The organism is Rahnella sp. R3(2024) (assembly GCF_042920125.1).
GTDB lineage: Bacteria > Pseudomonadota > Gammaproteobacteria > Enterobacterales > Enterobacteriaceae > Rahnella > Rahnella rivi.
Genome location: NZ_JBHGBU010000001.1, coordinates 1,286,805 through 1,303,076 on the forward strand (window position 1 = coordinate 1,286,805; position 16,272 = coordinate 1,303,076).

At 54.4% G+C, this 16,272-nt stretch carries 11 protein-coding genes; 5 read left to right on the top strand and 6 right to left on the bottom strand.

Features of this window, described 5'->3' with window-relative positions; genetic code table 11:
* The first annotated feature begins 18 nt into the window (after positions 1-18).
* The 4 genes from ABSH60_RS05685 (at position 19) to ABSH60_RS05700 (ending at position 2,986) form a co-directional block, all read left to right on the top strand.
* Entirely contained in the window at positions 19-174 is a 156-nt protein-coding gene (locus ABSH60_RS05685) for a hypothetical protein (protein WP_390973078.1), read from the top strand.
* A gap of 84 nt (positions 175-258) precedes the next feature.
* A complete protein-coding gene (locus ABSH60_RS05690) occupies positions 259-1,077 on the top strand; it encodes a gamma-glutamyl-gamma-aminobutyrate hydrolase family protein (RefSeq protein WP_390973080.1) in 819 nt (272 codons plus the stop codon).
* Positions 1,074-1,613 (top strand): D-alanyl-D-alanine carboxypeptidase family protein, encoded by a 540-nt coding sequence (locus ABSH60_RS05695; protein WP_390973082.1) that lies wholly within the window; start codon positions 1,074-1,076, stop codon positions 1,611-1,613. Before ABSH60_RS05690 ends, ABSH60_RS05695 begins: the two co-directional genes overlap by 4 nt.
* 188 nt (positions 1,614-1,801) lie before the next feature.
* The gene (locus tag ABSH60_RS05700) at positions 1,802-2,986 is read left to right on the top strand and encodes a sugar transporter (protein ID WP_056781892.1); all 1,185 of its coding nucleotides are present in this window, start codon (positions 1,802-1,804) and stop codon (positions 2,984-2,986) included.
* Between the two features lie 62 nt (positions 2,987-3,048).
* Here the strand turns inward: ABSH60_RS05700 and ABSH60_RS05705 are convergent, their stop codons facing one another.
* On the bottom strand, positions 3,049-4,878 hold the full coding sequence (locus ABSH60_RS05705) for a methyl-accepting chemotaxis protein (protein ID WP_390973084.1): 1,830 nt from the start codon (positions 4,876-4,878) through the stop codon (positions 3,049-3,051).
* Positions 4,879-5,133: 255 nt separating this feature from the next.
* Positions 5,134-5,550: a DUF2000 family protein gene (locus tag ABSH60_RS05710; protein WP_390973086.1), complete on the bottom strand. Its 417-nt coding sequence runs from the start codon at positions 5,548-5,550 to the stop codon at positions 5,134-5,136.
* Positions 5,551-5,682: 132 nt separating this feature from the next.
* Here ABSH60_RS05710 and ABSH60_RS05715 point away from each other — a divergent pair, with 132 nt between their 5' ends.
* Positions 5,683-6,150: an Lrp/AsnC ligand binding domain-containing protein gene (locus ABSH60_RS05715; RefSeq protein ID WP_390973087.1), complete on the top strand. Its 468-nt coding sequence runs from the start codon at positions 5,683-5,685 to the stop codon at positions 6,148-6,150.
* A gap of 179 nt (positions 6,151-6,329) precedes the next feature.
* Here the strand turns inward: ABSH60_RS05715 and ABSH60_RS05720 are convergent, their stop codons facing one another.
* The 4 genes from ABSH60_RS05720 to ABSH60_RS05735 form a co-directional block, all read right to left on the bottom strand.
* Entirely contained in the window at positions 6,330-7,046 is a 717-nt protein-coding gene (locus tag ABSH60_RS05720; protein ID WP_056781897.1) for a hypothetical protein, read from the bottom strand.
* A gap of 309 nt (positions 7,047-7,355) precedes the next feature.
* Positions 7,356-7,907 carry an OmpH family outer membrane protein gene (locus ABSH60_RS05725; RefSeq protein ID WP_390973089.1) on the bottom strand — a complete coding sequence of 184 codons (552 nt, stop codon included), beginning with the start codon at positions 7,905-7,907 and terminating at the stop codon, positions 7,356-7,358.
* A 46-nt stretch (positions 7,908-7,953) separates the two neighbouring features.
* Positions 7,954-14,676, bottom strand: a complete 6,723-nt coding sequence (locus ABSH60_RS05730; protein ID WP_390973091.1) for an autotransporter outer membrane beta-barrel domain-containing protein — start codon at positions 14,674-14,676, stop codon at positions 7,954-7,956.
* 791 nt (positions 14,677-15,467) lie between these two features.
* Entirely contained in the window at positions 15,468-16,250 is a 783-nt protein-coding gene (locus tag ABSH60_RS05735; protein ID WP_390973093.1) for an SDR family NAD(P)-dependent oxidoreductase, read from the bottom strand.
* Positions 16,251-16,272: the final 22 nt, after the last annotated feature.

Below are 16,272 nucleotides of genomic sequence, written 5' to 3' on the forward strand. Positions count from 1 at the left end.
GTTAAGGACTAAATGAGAATGAATGTTGAAGAAGACGACAGAAAATTATCAGGAACTGTCAGCGAAGGCCGGAATTTTGTCAGGAAAACGCCGGTTTGGCCCAAAAAACACCTGCGCATATCCCCCGAAGGGTTTAAAAAACCAGAGCTAAATCCTGAAAATTGCATCTATTGATAATTTATATTGTTTGAGCTACGCCCCCCTTGATATGGTTAATTTTCTGGTTGTTATTCATCTTCATACTCATGGCTGGAGCTCATGCATACTAAATTTCAATCCAGACCGGTTATCGGTGTCACACTCGACAGCGAGGAAGCCGGTGGTTACGCCGATTTCCCGTGGTACGCCCTGCGCCAGAACTACATGGAGAGTCTGGCAGCGCTGGGCGCAGTGCCGCTGGCCTTGCCACATCACGCCGATCTGGCGGATGAATATCTCGCGCTTTGCGACGGGATTGTCGTCACCGGCGGCGCGTTTGATGTTCCCCCTGAGCTGTTCAACGAACAGCAAAACAGCGATCAGGTGCGCCTGAAACCGGCCCGCACCCGGTTCGAACAAGCTATCGTGAAAGGCGCCATGCAGCGCAATCTGCCCCTTCTGGGCATCTGCGGCGGTCAGCAACTGCTGGCCGTATTAACCGGCGGCACGCTGCATCAGCACATTCCCGACGCACTCCCCGACGCCCTTGAACACAGCACCACCGTGGACACCGAAAATGCCGGTGGCAAAAAGCGCGCCCGTCATCCGGTGCAGATCGCCGAAGGGTCGCTGCTGAGCCGCTGTGTTGAAAGCACGCATTATGAGGTCAACAGCTCGCATCACCAGGCCGTGAAATCTGTCGGGCCAGGCTGCATCGTCAACGCGTACGCGCCGGACGGGGTGATCGAAGGCATTGAATGCGAAGGCTATGATTTCTGTCTCGGCGTGCAGTGGCACCCTGAATATCAGCAACATCAGCAGGATACACAATTGCTGAAGGCGCTGGTGTCGGCGGCCTCGCGCTATAAACACTCCATGCGCAGTTCTGCACGGGCAATGACCGACGCCATGACGCGCAAAGGTAAAGAAGAGGCATGAATCAGGCGGTGCTGAAAGCGCAGACTCTGCAGAGGCTGCGTGACCTGAATATTGACCCGCAGGTGATCGCGCACCGCACGCTGCCCTACTTCGAAGAGGTAAGTGAGCACTTACTGGTGGACGCAGAAATGAATGCGGACACCGGTAAGGTTTACCGCCTGATATCCCCCGCTGCTCAGGCATGGCGCGCCATGCAACAGCAGGCAGCCGCTGACGGCGTGGGCATTTATCTGGTCTCGGCGTACCGCAGCCTGGCGTATCAGGCAGAGCTTATCCGCGCCAAACAGCAAGCCGGCATTACCCCGCAAGATTTCTTCACGTCTCTGGCACCGCCCGGATGCAGCGAGCATCACACCGGCCGTGCCGTGGACATCAATACGCCCGGCTGCGACGAAGTGACCGGCGTGTTTGGCGAAACCGGCGCGTTTGTCTGGTTACAGGCCAATGCCGCCCGCTTCGGTTTTGTGATGTCCTTCCCGCTGAATAATCCGTGGGGATTCATCTGCGAACCCTGGCACTGGTGCTGGCACCCTTGATGGCGCTGTTTGACGTCGTCAGGTGATCTGCCTCTCACTTTCCGCCATGAAAATTGTCCCTCAAACATTTATCTGTTAGGCCAGTTTTCTGTTCCATTTTTAGAACAAATAAAACACACTATGCGTTCAAAAGGCTTCCTGTTGCAGAGAGCCTGGTCTTTACACCTTCTAATAAGTTATCAATTTCAATGCAATCAGATACCGTTTCGCGCAGGACAGCATGGCTTCGCGTTGTGATGCTGGCGATCGCCGCCTTTATCTTCAATACCACCGAATTTGTGCCGGTCGGATTACTTTCCGACATCGCCGCCAGTTTCAATATGAAGACGGCGCAGGTCGGCCTGATGCTCACCATCTACGCCTGGGTGGTGGCGCTGATGTCGCTGCCGCTGATGCTGCTGACCCGGCAGGTTGAGCGAAAACGCTTGCTGATCTTTATATTTAGCCTGTTTATCGTCAGCCACGTGTTATCGGTGGTGGCCTGGGATTTCTGGAGCCTCGTCGCCTCCCGCGTCGGTATCGCCCTTTCCCACGCGATTTTCTGGTCGATTACCGCCTCGCTGGCCATTCGCGTCGCCCCTCCGGGTAAAAAAACGCAGGCGCTCAGTATGTTAGCCACCGGTACGGCGCTGGCGATGGTGCTGGGCTTGCCGCTCGGGCGCATCATTGGTCAGTATCTCGGCTGGCGTACCACCTTTATGAGCATCGGCGTGGTTGCGCTGCTGACGCTGATTTGCCTGATCAAACTGCTGCCACCGCTGCCAAGCGAACATACCGGTTCACTGAAAAGTGTGCCGATGCTGTTCCGCCGCCCGGCGCTGGTCGGCATGTATGTTCTGACTGCATTGATAGTGACCGCTCACTACACGGCCTACAGCTACATCGAGCCGTTTATTCAGACCGTCGCCAATATGGGTGAAAACTTCACCACCTTCCTGCTGCTGATTTTTGGTGGCGCGGGTATCTTTGGCAGCATCATTTTCAGCATGTTCGGCAACCGCTTCCCGGCAGCGATGCTCAGCGGCCCGATCCTGATGGTGACGCTCAGTATGTTGCTGTTGTTTGTGGCGGTGATGAACCCGATCAGCATTTCTGTGTTGTGCGTGGTGTGGGGGCTGGCCATGATGATTATCGGCCTGGCCTTGCAGGTGCGCGTACTGGCGCTGGCGTCCGACGCCACCGACGTGTCGATGTCCCTGCTGTCGGGTATCTACAATATCGGCATCGGCGCGGGCGCGCTGTTAGGCAATCAGGTGAGTTTGCATCTGGAAATGAGCAACGTCGGTTACGCCGGTGGCGTGCTGGGATGTATCGCGTTTGTCTGGTGCCTGACGATTTTCCGGCGCTATCCGCAGTTAAAAACGACCAGCTGATCGCCCGCCGTTGAAGTAAAAATGCTCACTGTGCCGCCCTGGCGCAGTGAGCATCACAGTGATTACTCAGTGACAAAACGTGAAACGGAACCCGCCAGGCTTTGCGCCTGATCGCGTAAGGCATTGGCTGCGGCAGAAGACTCTTCCACCAGCGCGGCGTTTTGCTGAGTCACGTTGTCCATTTCGACAATCGCTTCCCCCACCTGCGAAATACCCCGGTTCTGTTCATCCGACGCCTGAGCAATTTCATTCAGGATTTCAGTGACATTGCCGACAGACGTCACGATGTCATGCATGGTGGCACCGGCCTGCTCGACCAGCTCAGACCCGGCGCTGATGCGCTCGACGGATTCGCCAATCAGTTCATCAATCTCTTTCGCCGCCTGTGCGCTGCGCTGCGCGAGGCTTCTCACTTCGCTGGCAACCACCGCAAAACCCCGCCCCTGTTCACCGGCACGCGCCGCTTCTACCGCAGCGTTCAGCGCCAGAATGTTGGTCTGGAAGGCAATGCTGTTGATAACCGTGGTGATCTCCGCAATCTTGCCGGAACTGGCGGTGATCTCATTCATGGTTTTCACCACATGATTAACCAGTTTGCCGCCCTTGTTCGCCGTTTCAGACGTGGCGCGCGCCAGCTGGCTGGAGTGATGAATATTGTCGACGTTCTGCTTCACCGTGGCGGTTAACTGCTCCATGCTGGCCGCCGTTTCTTCCAGCGCCGCAGCCTGCTCTTCGGTACGCGCAGACAAATCATTGTTTCCCGCCGCGATTTCGGCCGAAGCATGGCTGACCTGCGACACACCGCTGCGAATATCCCCGATAATGCGGCGAAGATCGTCGTTCATCTCGCCCACCGCCTGCATCAGCTCACCCAGTTCATCGCGGCGCGATGTATGCAGATCCGCTCTGAGATCGCCACGGGCAATCTGCTGGGCCACGCGTAATGTCGCGGACAACGGCGTGGTGATCTGACGGGTGATGATGAACGCGGTAGCCATGCTCAGCAAAATGGCAGCCACAGTGATCAGCGACATCCATAAAATTGCCTGATTGATATCTGAATGCGTGGCTTTCAGCTCTTCCTGAAACAGCGAACTGCTCGCCGTTGTCAGCACCGCGCCCGATTTCGCCAGCTCTTTAGTCGCCTGCTCTTCCGCAAGATAAGACGCCAGATACGCCTGCGCGCTTTCCTGTTTACCGGTCACTGAACGCTCAACCTCGGTCAGTGCATTCACATCTGCCGCGCTGAGTTGCGGTTTGATGGCGTCCATAAGTTGAATCGATTCAGCGATGAATCCGACTAATGCCTGCTGGGCCTCTTCGGTATTTTGCAACTCAAGCAGTTTAACGCGTACGGCCACCCCGGTGAGGTGTTTACTGATTTCATTCAGCGCATTGGCGGTGCCCACGGTGGCAGGATCCTGAGTGTAAGACTGCGCCAGACGCGTGACGTCAGCTTCTTCTCGGGTCAGCACCAGCGCCCCGACAATGCTTTCACGCTTGCGGGTTTCGCTGACCGTTTCCGCACGCTTTTCGCGATAACCCTGCATCGCGCCCGGCAACGTTTGCAGCATCTGCAACTGTTCGCCACGCCACGGGTAGGTCTGCAAACTGGCGATCTTTTCGTCTACCCGTTTTAAGCTCTCTTCATTGGCGGCGATAAACTTTTCGTCATGCGTTTTGACGTACTGCATCCGCGCATCTCTTGCCAGAGCAAACTGATCGGTAATGGCTTTCAGCTGGCTGATTTTCTCCGCACGAACGGAGATATCATTAAGGTTTTTAATGCCACACACCGCTACCGCGACGCTGAGCAACAAAACAAGCCCGAAACCCAGTGCGAGTTTCTTCCCTACCCTGACGTTTTCAAAACTATTTAGTAACCTTTTCATAACAAATGACTCTCCATTATTGTTTAAATATGCAGGTGTTACGCAATGCCTTTGCGTTATCGGCAGGAAAGGAGAATTAATTAATGATCGTTATAATGATTAGGAGAAATATCACCTTATGTAACTATATAAAGTGCAACAGGTGAGAAAGTGTCATGTAAAGGGCAGAGGATTTAGGTTAAAGAAGAATTTTTGATGTGACTGACCCGCGCGATAACGGGTCAACAGAGGGACGTGGTTTTCGCGGCGCGCCGTTTAGCGCAGCAGTTTCAGATTTCCGGTCAGGGATTTAATCCATTTTTCCGGCCCCACCAGCCCCAAACCGTCGATGATTTCATCATGCAAATCGCGCAGCGGGAAAAGGTTCTCGTAGTCGGCAAACGCATGCAGCGCCCTGGCAAAAGCCGGGAAGGCCACCACCCCGCGCTCGCCCTGCGCATCCAGCGCCTTAAACATCAGCGCTTTAATGTGATCCGGCGTTCCCTGCAATACCGGCACCGGGTATTTTGAGCTGACATCGATGGTCGCGCCCTTCGCATCCGTCAGGGCATTGCCCGCCAGCATCGGGAATTTCGCAGCCAGCCCTATACCGATTGCCCCCGCCGTGTTCGCCAGTAATCCCGGCGGAAGTTCAGGATTGAGGATAATCGCAAGCCGGATGGTGTCTGTCATTTTTGAGCCCTTTTCGTTTTCAGCGTTAACACCAAGCATAACGATCTGGCGCTGAAAGGTGCTTTCTTTTATCGGCAGAAAATGCCCTAATCTGGTTAACTTTTTCCCGAAAAACCGTATAACAGGCAGATTATGTCACCATCTGAAATTTTACCGGCAGACCTTCGCATTCTTAAGCAACTTCAGCAAAGCGGGAGGATGACCAATCAGGAGCTGGCAGAAAAAGTCGGCATGGCCGCGTCACCCTGCTGGCGACGCGTGAAGCAACTGGAAGAGAGCGGCGTGATCGCCGGTTATCAGGCAAAGATTGACCGTAAAGCCGTCGGCCTCGGGCTGCTGGCCTTTATCCGGGTAAAAATCGACAGTCACAGTGAGGAAGATGCGCAGCGGTTCGAGCAGCAGGTCGGCGCGCTGCCGTCGGTGATTGCCTGCTATGCGATTGCCGGAGATGCCGATTTTCTGTTGCAGGTGGCCGCAAAAGATCTCGACAGTTTTTCCACTTTCGCGATGGAAGTGGTGCGGCGCTTACCGGGGATTAAAGAAATGCAGACATCCTTCGTGTTAAGGGAAGTGAAACCGCTGGATGTCTTGCCGCTGTAAAAAATATCCCGCAATGGAAGCACGGCGCTTCCATTGCGGATAACGGACCTCTGGGGGCATTAACACGGCACATTGATAAATATGTAGCCATTATTATTCACAGGGTGAATATCTATTAATGCCATTCCATCGCCCGGTATTTTTAAACAGCCATAAACTGATAAATAATAATAATGTATTTAGCGGAAAGACTGACCATCGACCAGTGAATGCTGCCCCGCGGAATATCTTGATTCATTCCGCTCCTGATCTACCTGTAATTTCCCTATCCTGACCGTATTAAGAGAACAGCTGTCTCCGTGGTGACTGTAATATCCTTCACCACAAAGTCCCGCTAATCCCCTGGATGACCACTTTTCCATTTTTAATCGCCAGAGTTTGTCGAAATCCTCCAGCCGGCAGACAATTTTAGTCCAGGGGTCGCAGACCAGCGTATTTTCCAGTAACAGCCTGGAGTACCCTGCTGGCCGGGTACCGATCAGCACGAAGGCGTGATCGACTGGCGCGGGCAGGTAAACCCTCATGATTTGCACTTCCGTTTTGGCAGCGCTGTCCAGGCGCTGGGCCCTGTCTAACAGGTAATAATAAGCAAGAATGGCGTTTTCACCGCAGTTACCCGCATGGGGGATTCTGTTGATGTAATCATGCTCAAGCTTGTTCGCGGTTTCCCGTGGCGCTAATTTCAGCGCGCGCAAGGCACGAATATTCTTTGTTCTTATTTCATCCGCTTCTGCCGTATGCAAACTCCAGCGCTTAGGATCTTTAGGCATCATCTGGCTCACCATCCGTTTATCGGTGTAAATTTTATTGGTGGCCTTAAGGGGTAATCTTGAACGTGCATACTTCACAGCGGCTAATAAATGAGGCATTAACGCCTTTTCAAACTTCTTATCCATTTCAACTCAATCCTTTTACTATTAATAATCATCCGCTATAAGTTTCACCATAATGAAAGTTTATCTGCCGCGCCTGTTATTCACGCCTGTGAATAACAACAATACACTTGATGAATATATAATTTGATATTCATACAAATTAATTGGCACGTTGCGAAAGAAATGGCCTGAATTATATATAATAATCCTGACCACTCAATAACTCGTTATTCATTTAGACGATGATTATTTTTAATAATAAAAGAACGCGTTAATTTTCCGGCATTTATAACAGTGCCCGTGATAATTATCTGAAAAGGATAATGGACGTTATTTGTGCGTTTTGCGTGTTTTCGGTGTCTCCGGTTTCACCGGTGCCTCCGCCGGGGTTTTCACCGAGATGACCGGCAACGGCCCGTAATCCACTTCGGTTTGATCGAGGCGGGAAATGATGTCTGCCGTGATGTCCGCGTTATCATCCCGGGAGATCACCGTCTGGCTGTCGATCACCAGCCGCAGTTTTTTCTCCTGTCTGTAGGCATCGACCACCTTGGTTATGGCGTTCAGGCTGACCTGTCGTGCCGCATTCTTTTCAGCCCGCCACTGATTGTTCAGCGTATCGGCATCGGCATCCCGACTTTTTTGCTGCCCGGCAGCGGGAAGGCGCGCATATTTCGAACTGGCATCGTCATACACGTTAAGCAGCAATGCCTGCACCTGCTTATCATGTTCGGCCTCCTGTTTGCCTGCCTGAGAATCCCTCAGTACCTGCGCAATATTCACCACGGCAATATCGTTGGCAGGTGCCTCTTTTTGATCGCATCCCGCCAGGCTGCTGACCGCGAGGGTGGCGGCGATAATCAGTAACGTTTGTTGTTTCATTTTAGTATTCTCAGATTCACCCTTCGCTGAAATTGAAGGGCATACATTATTTAAAGTTTGCTTTAACACCGACGATGGCCCGCGTGTCGCTGTAGCCTTCGTCACCGATTTGCTGGGCGACATCCACCCACAGATTCACGGTGTCGTTCAGTTTTGCTTCCACACCGGTTTTGAGCTCCCCGACGTTACGCGCGCCCGCCTCTTTCACGTTCACGCCGTCAAGGCTTGCGCCAAAATCATGGGTGTTATGCAGCCAGTTCACTTCCACAAAAGGCTCGAAGACCCGATCCTTTCCGTCCTGACTTTTTGCATCCATGCTTTTGATAAAGGCACGCATACCCAGACGAAGCTGGAGATTACCGTCGCCGGTTGATTGCACGTGGGTGCCGTTGGCTTCCTGATGATCGTCTGCTTTCACTCCCATCCACGTCAGTTGTGCCTGCGGCTGTAAGTAGTAGCTTTCGTGCTCGTTCTTTTCACCGGTTTTCCAGGTGTAACCGCTCTCGACGGACGCCGTAACACCGCCGGAGCGGTAGCTTTCCGAACCGACGTCTTTCGTCGATACGCCATTATCAAACCGGTTGTACAACGCCCAGCTGTCGACATAGCCACCGGTCTTCTCGTCGTTGTTTTCAAACCAGGTGCCGTAGATGCCCGCGCTATAGCCGTGAACCGAGCCATCCGCGCTGTAACCGGTGCGATGGTTTCGGGTGTTACTGTGCTGGCTGGCATAGCCGCCCATCACCCCAAAGTGATAACGATCTTCGCCGCTGCGGCTCCACTGAGCGATATCCCCGCCCAGTTGCGCGACATAACGGTTTGCCTGGGTGTTGTTCTGGCCGCTGTCGTCATGAGATCGCTGATGCCCACCGATCTGGCGCAGCCACAGGCTGGTGACTTTTTCCTCTCCGGTGAAAGGATCGACGTAATGGGTTTCGCCAAGACGATCGTGCAGCGTCATGCTGAACATGTTGTTGGCGGCGGCCAGATTGCTGGCGTAGGCTTTGGCTTCCGGGCGGATATTCGCGGCCGGCTGAAGACTTGCTGCGTTATCCGCCGCGTCGCCTCCGCTGAACGGGGTATCGCCACCTGCGGCATTGTCAGCGTTATCCGGCACTTCCCCGTTGTTGGTCAGATACCAGTTACCGCCTTTTTTCACCAGATCGTAGTCGTAAGCGCCCGCCACAATGCGGCCCTGTTTGGTGAACTCGCCGTCAGAACTGCCGCCCACGGAGATGATTTCGATGCCGTTAATCGCAGAGGCCCCGTGGCCGCCCGCATTGCTCACTGACACCCTGGTGGTGCCGCGCGTGCTTCCCTCTATCACTATTTTGTCGGTCAGAGAGTCGTCATCGCCCAGCTGAGTGTTAAGGCGCAGCGTGCCGCCGTTGCCGGTGTAGTCGCCTTTCACCTGCAGGATATTGCCCGCAGTCGATGTGCCCGGCTGGCTGAGAGTGATGAAACCGCTGTTAGTCAGGTTGTTGCCGACCGTGAAGGTCTGAGGATCGCCTGTCAGCGGGGAAGAGAGATCGCCCAGGCTGAACGCGCCCGCGTTGTTCACATCCCCGGCGGTACCGCCGAAGCCACCGAAAGCGGCACCCTGCGCCACATTGACGGTATCCGAGGCGAGCAGGACGTTCGTCGCGCTGTCGCCCAGTTGCAGGCCGCCGCCGGTGATGTCCGTGTGGCCGGTGTACTGCGCAGAAGCCCTGGTCAGCGCCACCAGACCCGCGCCGTTTTTATGCAGATCGCCGCTGCCGGTGATGTTGTTAGCCATCACGCCCTGCGCACCGTTCAGCGACAGGAGGCCGCTGTTGAAGATATCTCCGCTGCCGATGCCGCTCGTCTCATTGATCGCCACTTCGGCACCCTGACGGAGGGTGGTCGACGCCGTCATGCCTGCATTGGCGGTGCTGACCGTCAGAATGCCGTTGTTTACGATCAGTTCACCGGCGCCGGTCAGCGCCCCGCTGACGGTGCCGCCATTGAGCGTCGTCAGGCTGCCGCCGTTGAAATCCGTGACCGCACCGGCGTCGGTATTGAGCCTGCCGGCAGTCTGCGAGTAACCGTTCAGATCCACCCTGGCGTCGCCAGCCTGACGCAGTTCGCTGGTGTTGCCGAGAATATTGTCGCTTTCCGCCCGCAACGTACCGCTGTGCACAAACGTCACGCCGGTATAATCATTGCGCATGTTGGAGAGCGAGACAGTGTGGCCGGATCCTGCGGCAATCGTCAGGTCACCGCCGCCGGTCACGCGGGCTGCGAGGTCAGCACTGGCACCGCTCGCGCCGTTAGCGTTGATCACCAGCGCATCCGCACCCGACGTCACCAGGTTCAGTTTTTTCAGACCGTAGTTGATATACAGACCGTCGTCGGACGCACCGGACGTCAGCCCAAAATCAAAGGTCGCGTTGGCGGCCACCTGCCCTTTTTGAATGACATCTGAATAGGTCGGATCGCTCATGGTGGTGCCGTCTGCTTTCAGCAGATCCAGATTAGAGCCGTAGCCGCTGACCGTGCCAAGGCTGCCGGCCAGTTTCAGGATCGGATTGGCGTCATCCTGCATCGTTAACGCCAGCGTGTCAGGTGGCAATGCCCGCGCGTTCATCACGTCATTGGTTAACACCTTCACCACGCCTCTTCCGCCGATATTCAAATCGTTGCTGGTCATCAGGAAAGCTTCCGACCGGCTGCGTCCCAGAGTATCGGTATCGACGTTCATCATGCCGCCATCAAAAGACAGGCTGCCGATCTGCTGCAACCCTTTCGAGACAACCGTTATGCTGGCGTTGCCCAGACCCAGGGTGGCATCGGACAGCGCCTGATTGTTTTGCGTGGTGGTGCCATCCAGAACAAACTGGCTGTGAGTCAATTCAACCTTTCCGGTAAAACGGTCTGTCGCATTGTTGGCGGTAAAGGCAAAGGCATTGGCATCACTGCCCAAATCCACGGTCACCAGACCGGTGCCGGCCAGATGGCTGGCAAAATTCATGGCCTTGTCGTCAGTGATGATGAGCTGGCTGGTGCTGTCAATATTCCAGGCGGAGCCGGCAGCCGTTAAATCGAGCGATGCATGGTCGAGAGTAAAGCGGGAACGGTCAGCCAGATACACATTCTCTATCCCCTTGATTTTTGATGAATCCGGGAGGGTATAGACCGAATGATTCAGGTTCAGCGCATCGTTGCCCTGCCCGCCATCCAGCACGTCGAACAAGGTGGCGTTTTCGTTCGCGGTAATGTCTTGCAGGTTGAACTGATCATCGCCGGTGCCGGTGGTAAAGACGGAGGCCGCCTGACTGCCATGCGCCAGCGTCACGGTATTGTTACCCTCCAGCAGGTTGACGGCGCCCGAGAGGCTGCCGCCCGCGGCGTTAGTAAAGTCTACCGCCTGCTTGTCAATGTTCATGACCACGCCGTTTGCCGCACGGGAGAGGATACTTCCGCTGTTGCTGAAGGCCGTGGTGTGGCCGTTATTGATATCCACCATCTGAGCCGCCGACGCGGAAATGATGTTCCCGGACTGCTCGACGCGCGGCGTGCCACCATTCACCACCAGCGCGGATCCTCCGGCGACATCGTTAACATGAATACTGACCCCGGATTTGATGTTGCCGGAGGTATTGGTGGTCATGCCGCTGCCGTCAGCGCTGTTGATATTGATCACCAGCCCCTGCGATTTGGACATGTCGTAATCTGCCGCCGACGCGGATCCATCGGCATTTTCCAGCAGAAGACCGGTGCCCGTCCCGTTGACGTTAATGGTGCCACTGTTGGTCTGTGCCAGAGAGGCGGCCGTGCGCACACCCGCGCCTCGTCCCACGTTGAGAGTGGTATTGAGCAGCTGAATGCCGCTGATTTCAGCTTTGTTTTCGATGCCGTTTCCGAAACCTGACGCCGCCATATTGATGGTGGCGCCGTTGACGATCAGACCAACCGCACCGGTATCGAGCAGAATACCGTGCGCCGTGCCTGCCGCGTTGGTCGAGCCGGAACCGCTGAGCGCCAGCGACGCGCCGTCAGACAACCGATATGCCGCCGTGCCGTTTATGGCGGTGGTCGCGCCGGTATTATTCACCACGGAATTCGCGCCGATGATATCGACCGCCGTGCCGCTCACCGTAATTTTGCTGTCGTTATTCATGCTGCCGCCGTTGATTTCAACGCCGACGCTGTCCGCCGCAGTGAGGGTCACGATACCGTGGTGATTAAGCGTACCGCCGGTCGCGACTTTATATCCCATTGCACCCGCGGCCACGCCGCCGGAGGTGCGCAGGGTGGCATAGCTGTCGAGCACCGAGGCGCCCGTCGTGTCCGTGTCGCCATAAATGGTGGTCGACGCGCCCTGAACGCTGCCGGCAAGGGAACCGACACCGGTCAGATCAATATCCGTTGTGGCGTCAATTTTGCCATAGGCACCGCCTTCGACCCTGACCGCCGTGGCATCCCGGCCGCTGGCAATCAGATTCATGCCGGTGGCGTCGATGCTGCTGTCTTTTCCTGTCGCCAGAAGGATAGTGCTGTTCTGGCCGCTGCCCGTTAAGGTTGCGCCGAGGGAGCCGTAACTCGCGCCACCGTCGATGCGGTAGAGCGTGGAATCCTGCGTCGAGACATCCTGAAAGGAGTTCTGCACGCTGACGGCAGAACCTTTACCGTAGATAAGGAAGCCGGTCTGTTTGACCCCGCTCATAAATCTCACGCCGTCGCCATCGACATCAACCGCGCCGCCGTCTTTGACATACACACCAATCGCGCCGTTACCGGTCAGTTTTACTGCCCCGGTCACCGTCGCCACCGCACCTTGCCCCTGAGACTGAATACCGTAGTTCGCCGTTTTGGTGGCGGCATCCACCCCTTCCGTCACAAAGATGGTGCCGCTGTTGGTCGCATGGCTGCCGGCCCGCACGTTGAGCCCGACGCCATTAATCCCCATCATATTGATGGTGCCGCTGTTGTTGACCTGGGTGGCACCGCCGGTCACATCCATCGCGATACTTTGCGCCACCGGTTTGCCACCGATAGCGTTATAGGAAAGGTTAATCATGCCCTTCTGATCGACCACAGCATCCGCGCCGCTCGCCAGAATGGCGGTTGCGCCCTGCGTTTTCCCTCCCAGATTGATCATGCCACCCACCGCATTCTCAAATGTGCCGTGATCACTCACCGACACGGCAATGGCGCCGGGATTGATGATGCTGGTGGCTTTGGCGGAGTCGGACAAGGAGGTTTGTGCGCTGCGCCCGACATAGATAAGGCCCGCATTGGTGAGCGTGCTGTTTCCGCCCACCATGGCACCGATATCCTCATAGCCACGCACCCCCACGGGTTGATCGATCGTCGCCAGATTAATATTGCCGTTATTGCGGGCGTTGCTGCTGCCATCGAGTATCAGACCGACACTTCGGCTATGCGACCCCTGCGGCGCGATATTGATGACCCCGTCATTGACGACCGACGCATCCACGGCGTAAATCCCCACCCCCGAACCGTACTGGGTGTTAGTCTCGCCGAGCACCGCACCGGCAGCCAGATCATCGTTAACATAGATGACGCCGCTGCTGGCATTGTGAACTGACGCACCGGAGGCGGCACTGATCACATTCGAACCAGGGTTGGAGAGATTACGCAGGGTGCTGAGCGTCCCGCTGTTGTCCAGTTTCGCCCCCTGCTCAACGTAGATCAGACTCGCATCGGATTCCGTCAGCTGCAGATTGGCATCATGGCTTAAATTGACCTGGGCAAAGCTTCCGGACGCTTTGATATAGGCCACGCTGGTAGCGCTGACACTGGCGTTCACCGGGTCTCCGGGCGTGGTCACATCAAGCTGGCGGATAGAGATCGTTGGTGTGACGCCTAACGCGATTTGACCATCATAATCATCAGGATCCAGACGCCCGTCTTCTACCGCTTCGATCAACGCGGTGTTATAGGCTTTGAAGCTATCGAGGGTGTTAATTGAGAAGTGACCAATTTTGCTGTTCACTTCTCCGGCGTAGGTGGAAATTAAGACATCACCGGTGACCGACGTATTGACGTTTTTATGATTGCCGAGACTGACAAGGGTTTTGGCGTTGTAATTCAGCGTTCCGCCGTTATCTACAGAAAATACCGCCGAGTTGACCTTGTTCGGATCACTGCTCTTCATGATCAGATTCACCCGATTGGCACTGTTTTTCATCCAGTTAGCATCGGAAGACCCGACATCCACATCCAGTTTTCCTCCCGAGGCCACGCTGTAAATCGCCTTATCGAGATACTGGCCGCCAGCGCCAACGTCATGGGAATAGGCGTAGGTCGTATTCAGCTTCCCGGCTGTTATGGAGTTATTGTCATAAGCGTTAATGGTCGTTTTGTTGTGCGTAATGGCGTCGGTGTAAGTCACAACGTTCGTCTTGCCGCCTAAATGCACACTGTCGCAGTCCACATACTCAGCACCTTCGCCGATCAACCCCCGGTCACGCGCCTGAGACAGCGTCATCGAGGTGTAGCCTATGTCCCCTTTTTTCAGTCCGGCAAACCCTTTGCCTCCGCCCTGAACAAGATCAACACTGCCGTAAAAGATCGTGGTAGCGCTTTTGGGATCGGTATCTGCAACGTCCCAGTCACCCGCCAGAGAGTAAGGTGACGCTATCAGCCCGCCACACAACAATGCCGTTTTCCAGGCTTTGGCAATTTTAGAGACTTTTGTTTTTTTCTTTCCGCCCGCCAGCTCATTGGTAACCACCCAATCCTGCGCAGCTTCGCTCCAGACGATTTTATAAGACTTGTTCATACACTTTTCCTGCGGATCACAAACGACTGTATTAGTTGTTCACCTCATTGACATCACTGATCCAGGTCATTCGCAAAAAGGATTTAAAGTATGTCAGCACGTAGGTTCAACATTTGAAATGGCAGGTCAAAATAGCTCAATTTATATTCACGGAAAAGAAAGAGTGTTATTAACCGGCCTTATTCAGCGTGTGAAAAAAAAGACGTTTTGCGGCATTAATTTGTAAAAAAACATCACACCTGATAATTAAAAAAATCATCGCAACTGGAATTCCAATCAGTTGATATGAAATAAAAAAACTTCCCGAACACAGGTTATAAACTCATCAGGATTACGCAGTAACAACGGGAGCAGGCGCCGCTGACACCCTGAAAAATTGATTTATATCAGGTTTAAATAAGATATTTTAAATCATTAAAATCAATAAATTACAGCATTAGGATAAATAGTAACTTAATATGAATAGCCATAAAACGCTGTCATACAGACAGGAAAAAAGCACCTCCCTGATAATACACAGCGCGTGAGAAGCACATCTATAAAAGCTGCGTTACATAATAATCATCTTAAGGCGCACTAAATGTATAATAATTTAACGCAACACAGGAGGAGAAACAGGGAGCAGAGAGGAATGATTCATTGATAATTTATATATTACTTTTATTTATATTAGCGAAAGATATTAATTGCACCGATTTTATTTCTCGCCGACGTTTTCCTGGCGGTATTTAACGCGACGCAATGACAGGCAAATACACAGGCTTTGCACATTTACCTGCCACTGTCAGAAATCAGGCATTCATGATTCTGGATAAAAAAGCCTGATGGATCCAGCGCGGGGTTGCCCACATGAATACCGCGTTTAGTTTATTGCCAAACCCCGCCACCACGCTTATCCGTCCCGCGTCCAGCGCACGGATACCGGCGCGGACCACCGGAGGCGTTTGCATCATGGTCATACGCATTAGCGGCGTGACTTTCTGCTGAGCAACGCTTGCGAAGCCCGTGTCAGTCAGTCCGGGGCACAGGGTCGTTACCGTCACATTGTCCCGCCGGAATTCCCGGTGTAACGCTTCCCCAAGACGCAGCACATAGGCTTTAGCCGCTGAATACACCGCAAAATGCTCAACCCCCTGAAAGGCTAAAATACTCGCAACCTGTAAGATCTTACCCTGCTTACGCTTTCTCATGTCCTCGCCGAACAGGCGTGTCATCAGCGTCAGGCTGGTGATGTCGAGCTGGATCATCGACAAAATAACCTCCGCCGGGCTGTCCAGAAATGCTCCCTGAAGACCGTGCCCGGCATTATTAATGAGGATATCGATGACGACGCCTTGTGCAGCAAGGCGCTGGTGAAGCTCAGTGACTGCCTGAATGTCTGACAGATCGACCTGTTCAACCTGCACCTCAATGGTGTATTCCTGCCGCAACGAGGCCGCCAGTTCTTCGAGCCGGTCCAGCCGGCGCGCGACCAACACCAGCCGGTGGCCGAGCCTGGCATATTGTCTGGCAAACTCTTCGCCAAAGCCGCTGGAGGCACCGGTAATCAGCACTGCAGAATGTGTTTGAGTCATAAGTTGTTCTCTGATGAGTGTC

Bases quoted from the DNA above. Each gene is read 5' to 3' on its own strand.
- ABSH60_RS05685 (WP_390973078.1), top strand. From the start codon at position 19: ATGAATGTTGAAGAAGACGACAGAAAATTATCAGGAACTGTCAGCGAA.
- ABSH60_RS05690 (WP_390973080.1), top strand. From the start codon at position 259: ATGCATACTAAATTTCAATCCAGACCGGTTATCGGTGTCACACTCGAC.
- ABSH60_RS05695 (WP_390973082.1), top strand. From the start codon at position 1,074: ATGAATCAGGCGGTGCTGAAAGCGCAGACTCTGCAGAGGCTGCGTGAC.
- ABSH60_RS05700 (WP_056781892.1), top strand. From the start codon at position 1,802: ATGCAATCAGATACCGTTTCGCGCAGGACAGCATGGCTTCGCGTTGTG.
- ABSH60_RS05705 (WP_390973084.1), bottom strand. From the start codon at position 4,878: ATGAAAAGGTTACTAAATAGTTTTGAAAACGTCAGGGTAGGGAAGAAA.
- ABSH60_RS05710 (WP_390973086.1), bottom strand. From the start codon at position 5,550: ATGACAGACACCATCCGGCTTGCGATTATCCTCAATCCTGAACTTCCG.
- ABSH60_RS05715 (WP_390973087.1), top strand. From the start codon at position 5,683: ATGTCACCATCTGAAATTTTACCGGCAGACCTTCGCATTCTTAAGCAA.
- ABSH60_RS05720 (WP_056781897.1), bottom strand. From the start codon at position 7,046: ATGGATAAGAAGTTTGAAAAGGCGTTAATGCCTCATTTATTAGCCGCT.
- ABSH60_RS05725 (WP_390973089.1), bottom strand. From the start codon at position 7,907: ATGAAACAACAAACGTTACTGATTATCGCCGCCACCCTCGCGGTCAGC.
- ABSH60_RS05730 (WP_390973091.1), bottom strand. From the start codon at position 14,676: ATGAACAAGTCTTATAAAATCGTCTGGAGCGAAGCTGCGCAGGATTGG.
- ABSH60_RS05735 (WP_390973093.1), bottom strand. From the start codon at position 16,250: ATGACTCAAACACATTCTGCAGTGCTGATTACCGGTGCCTCCAGCGGC.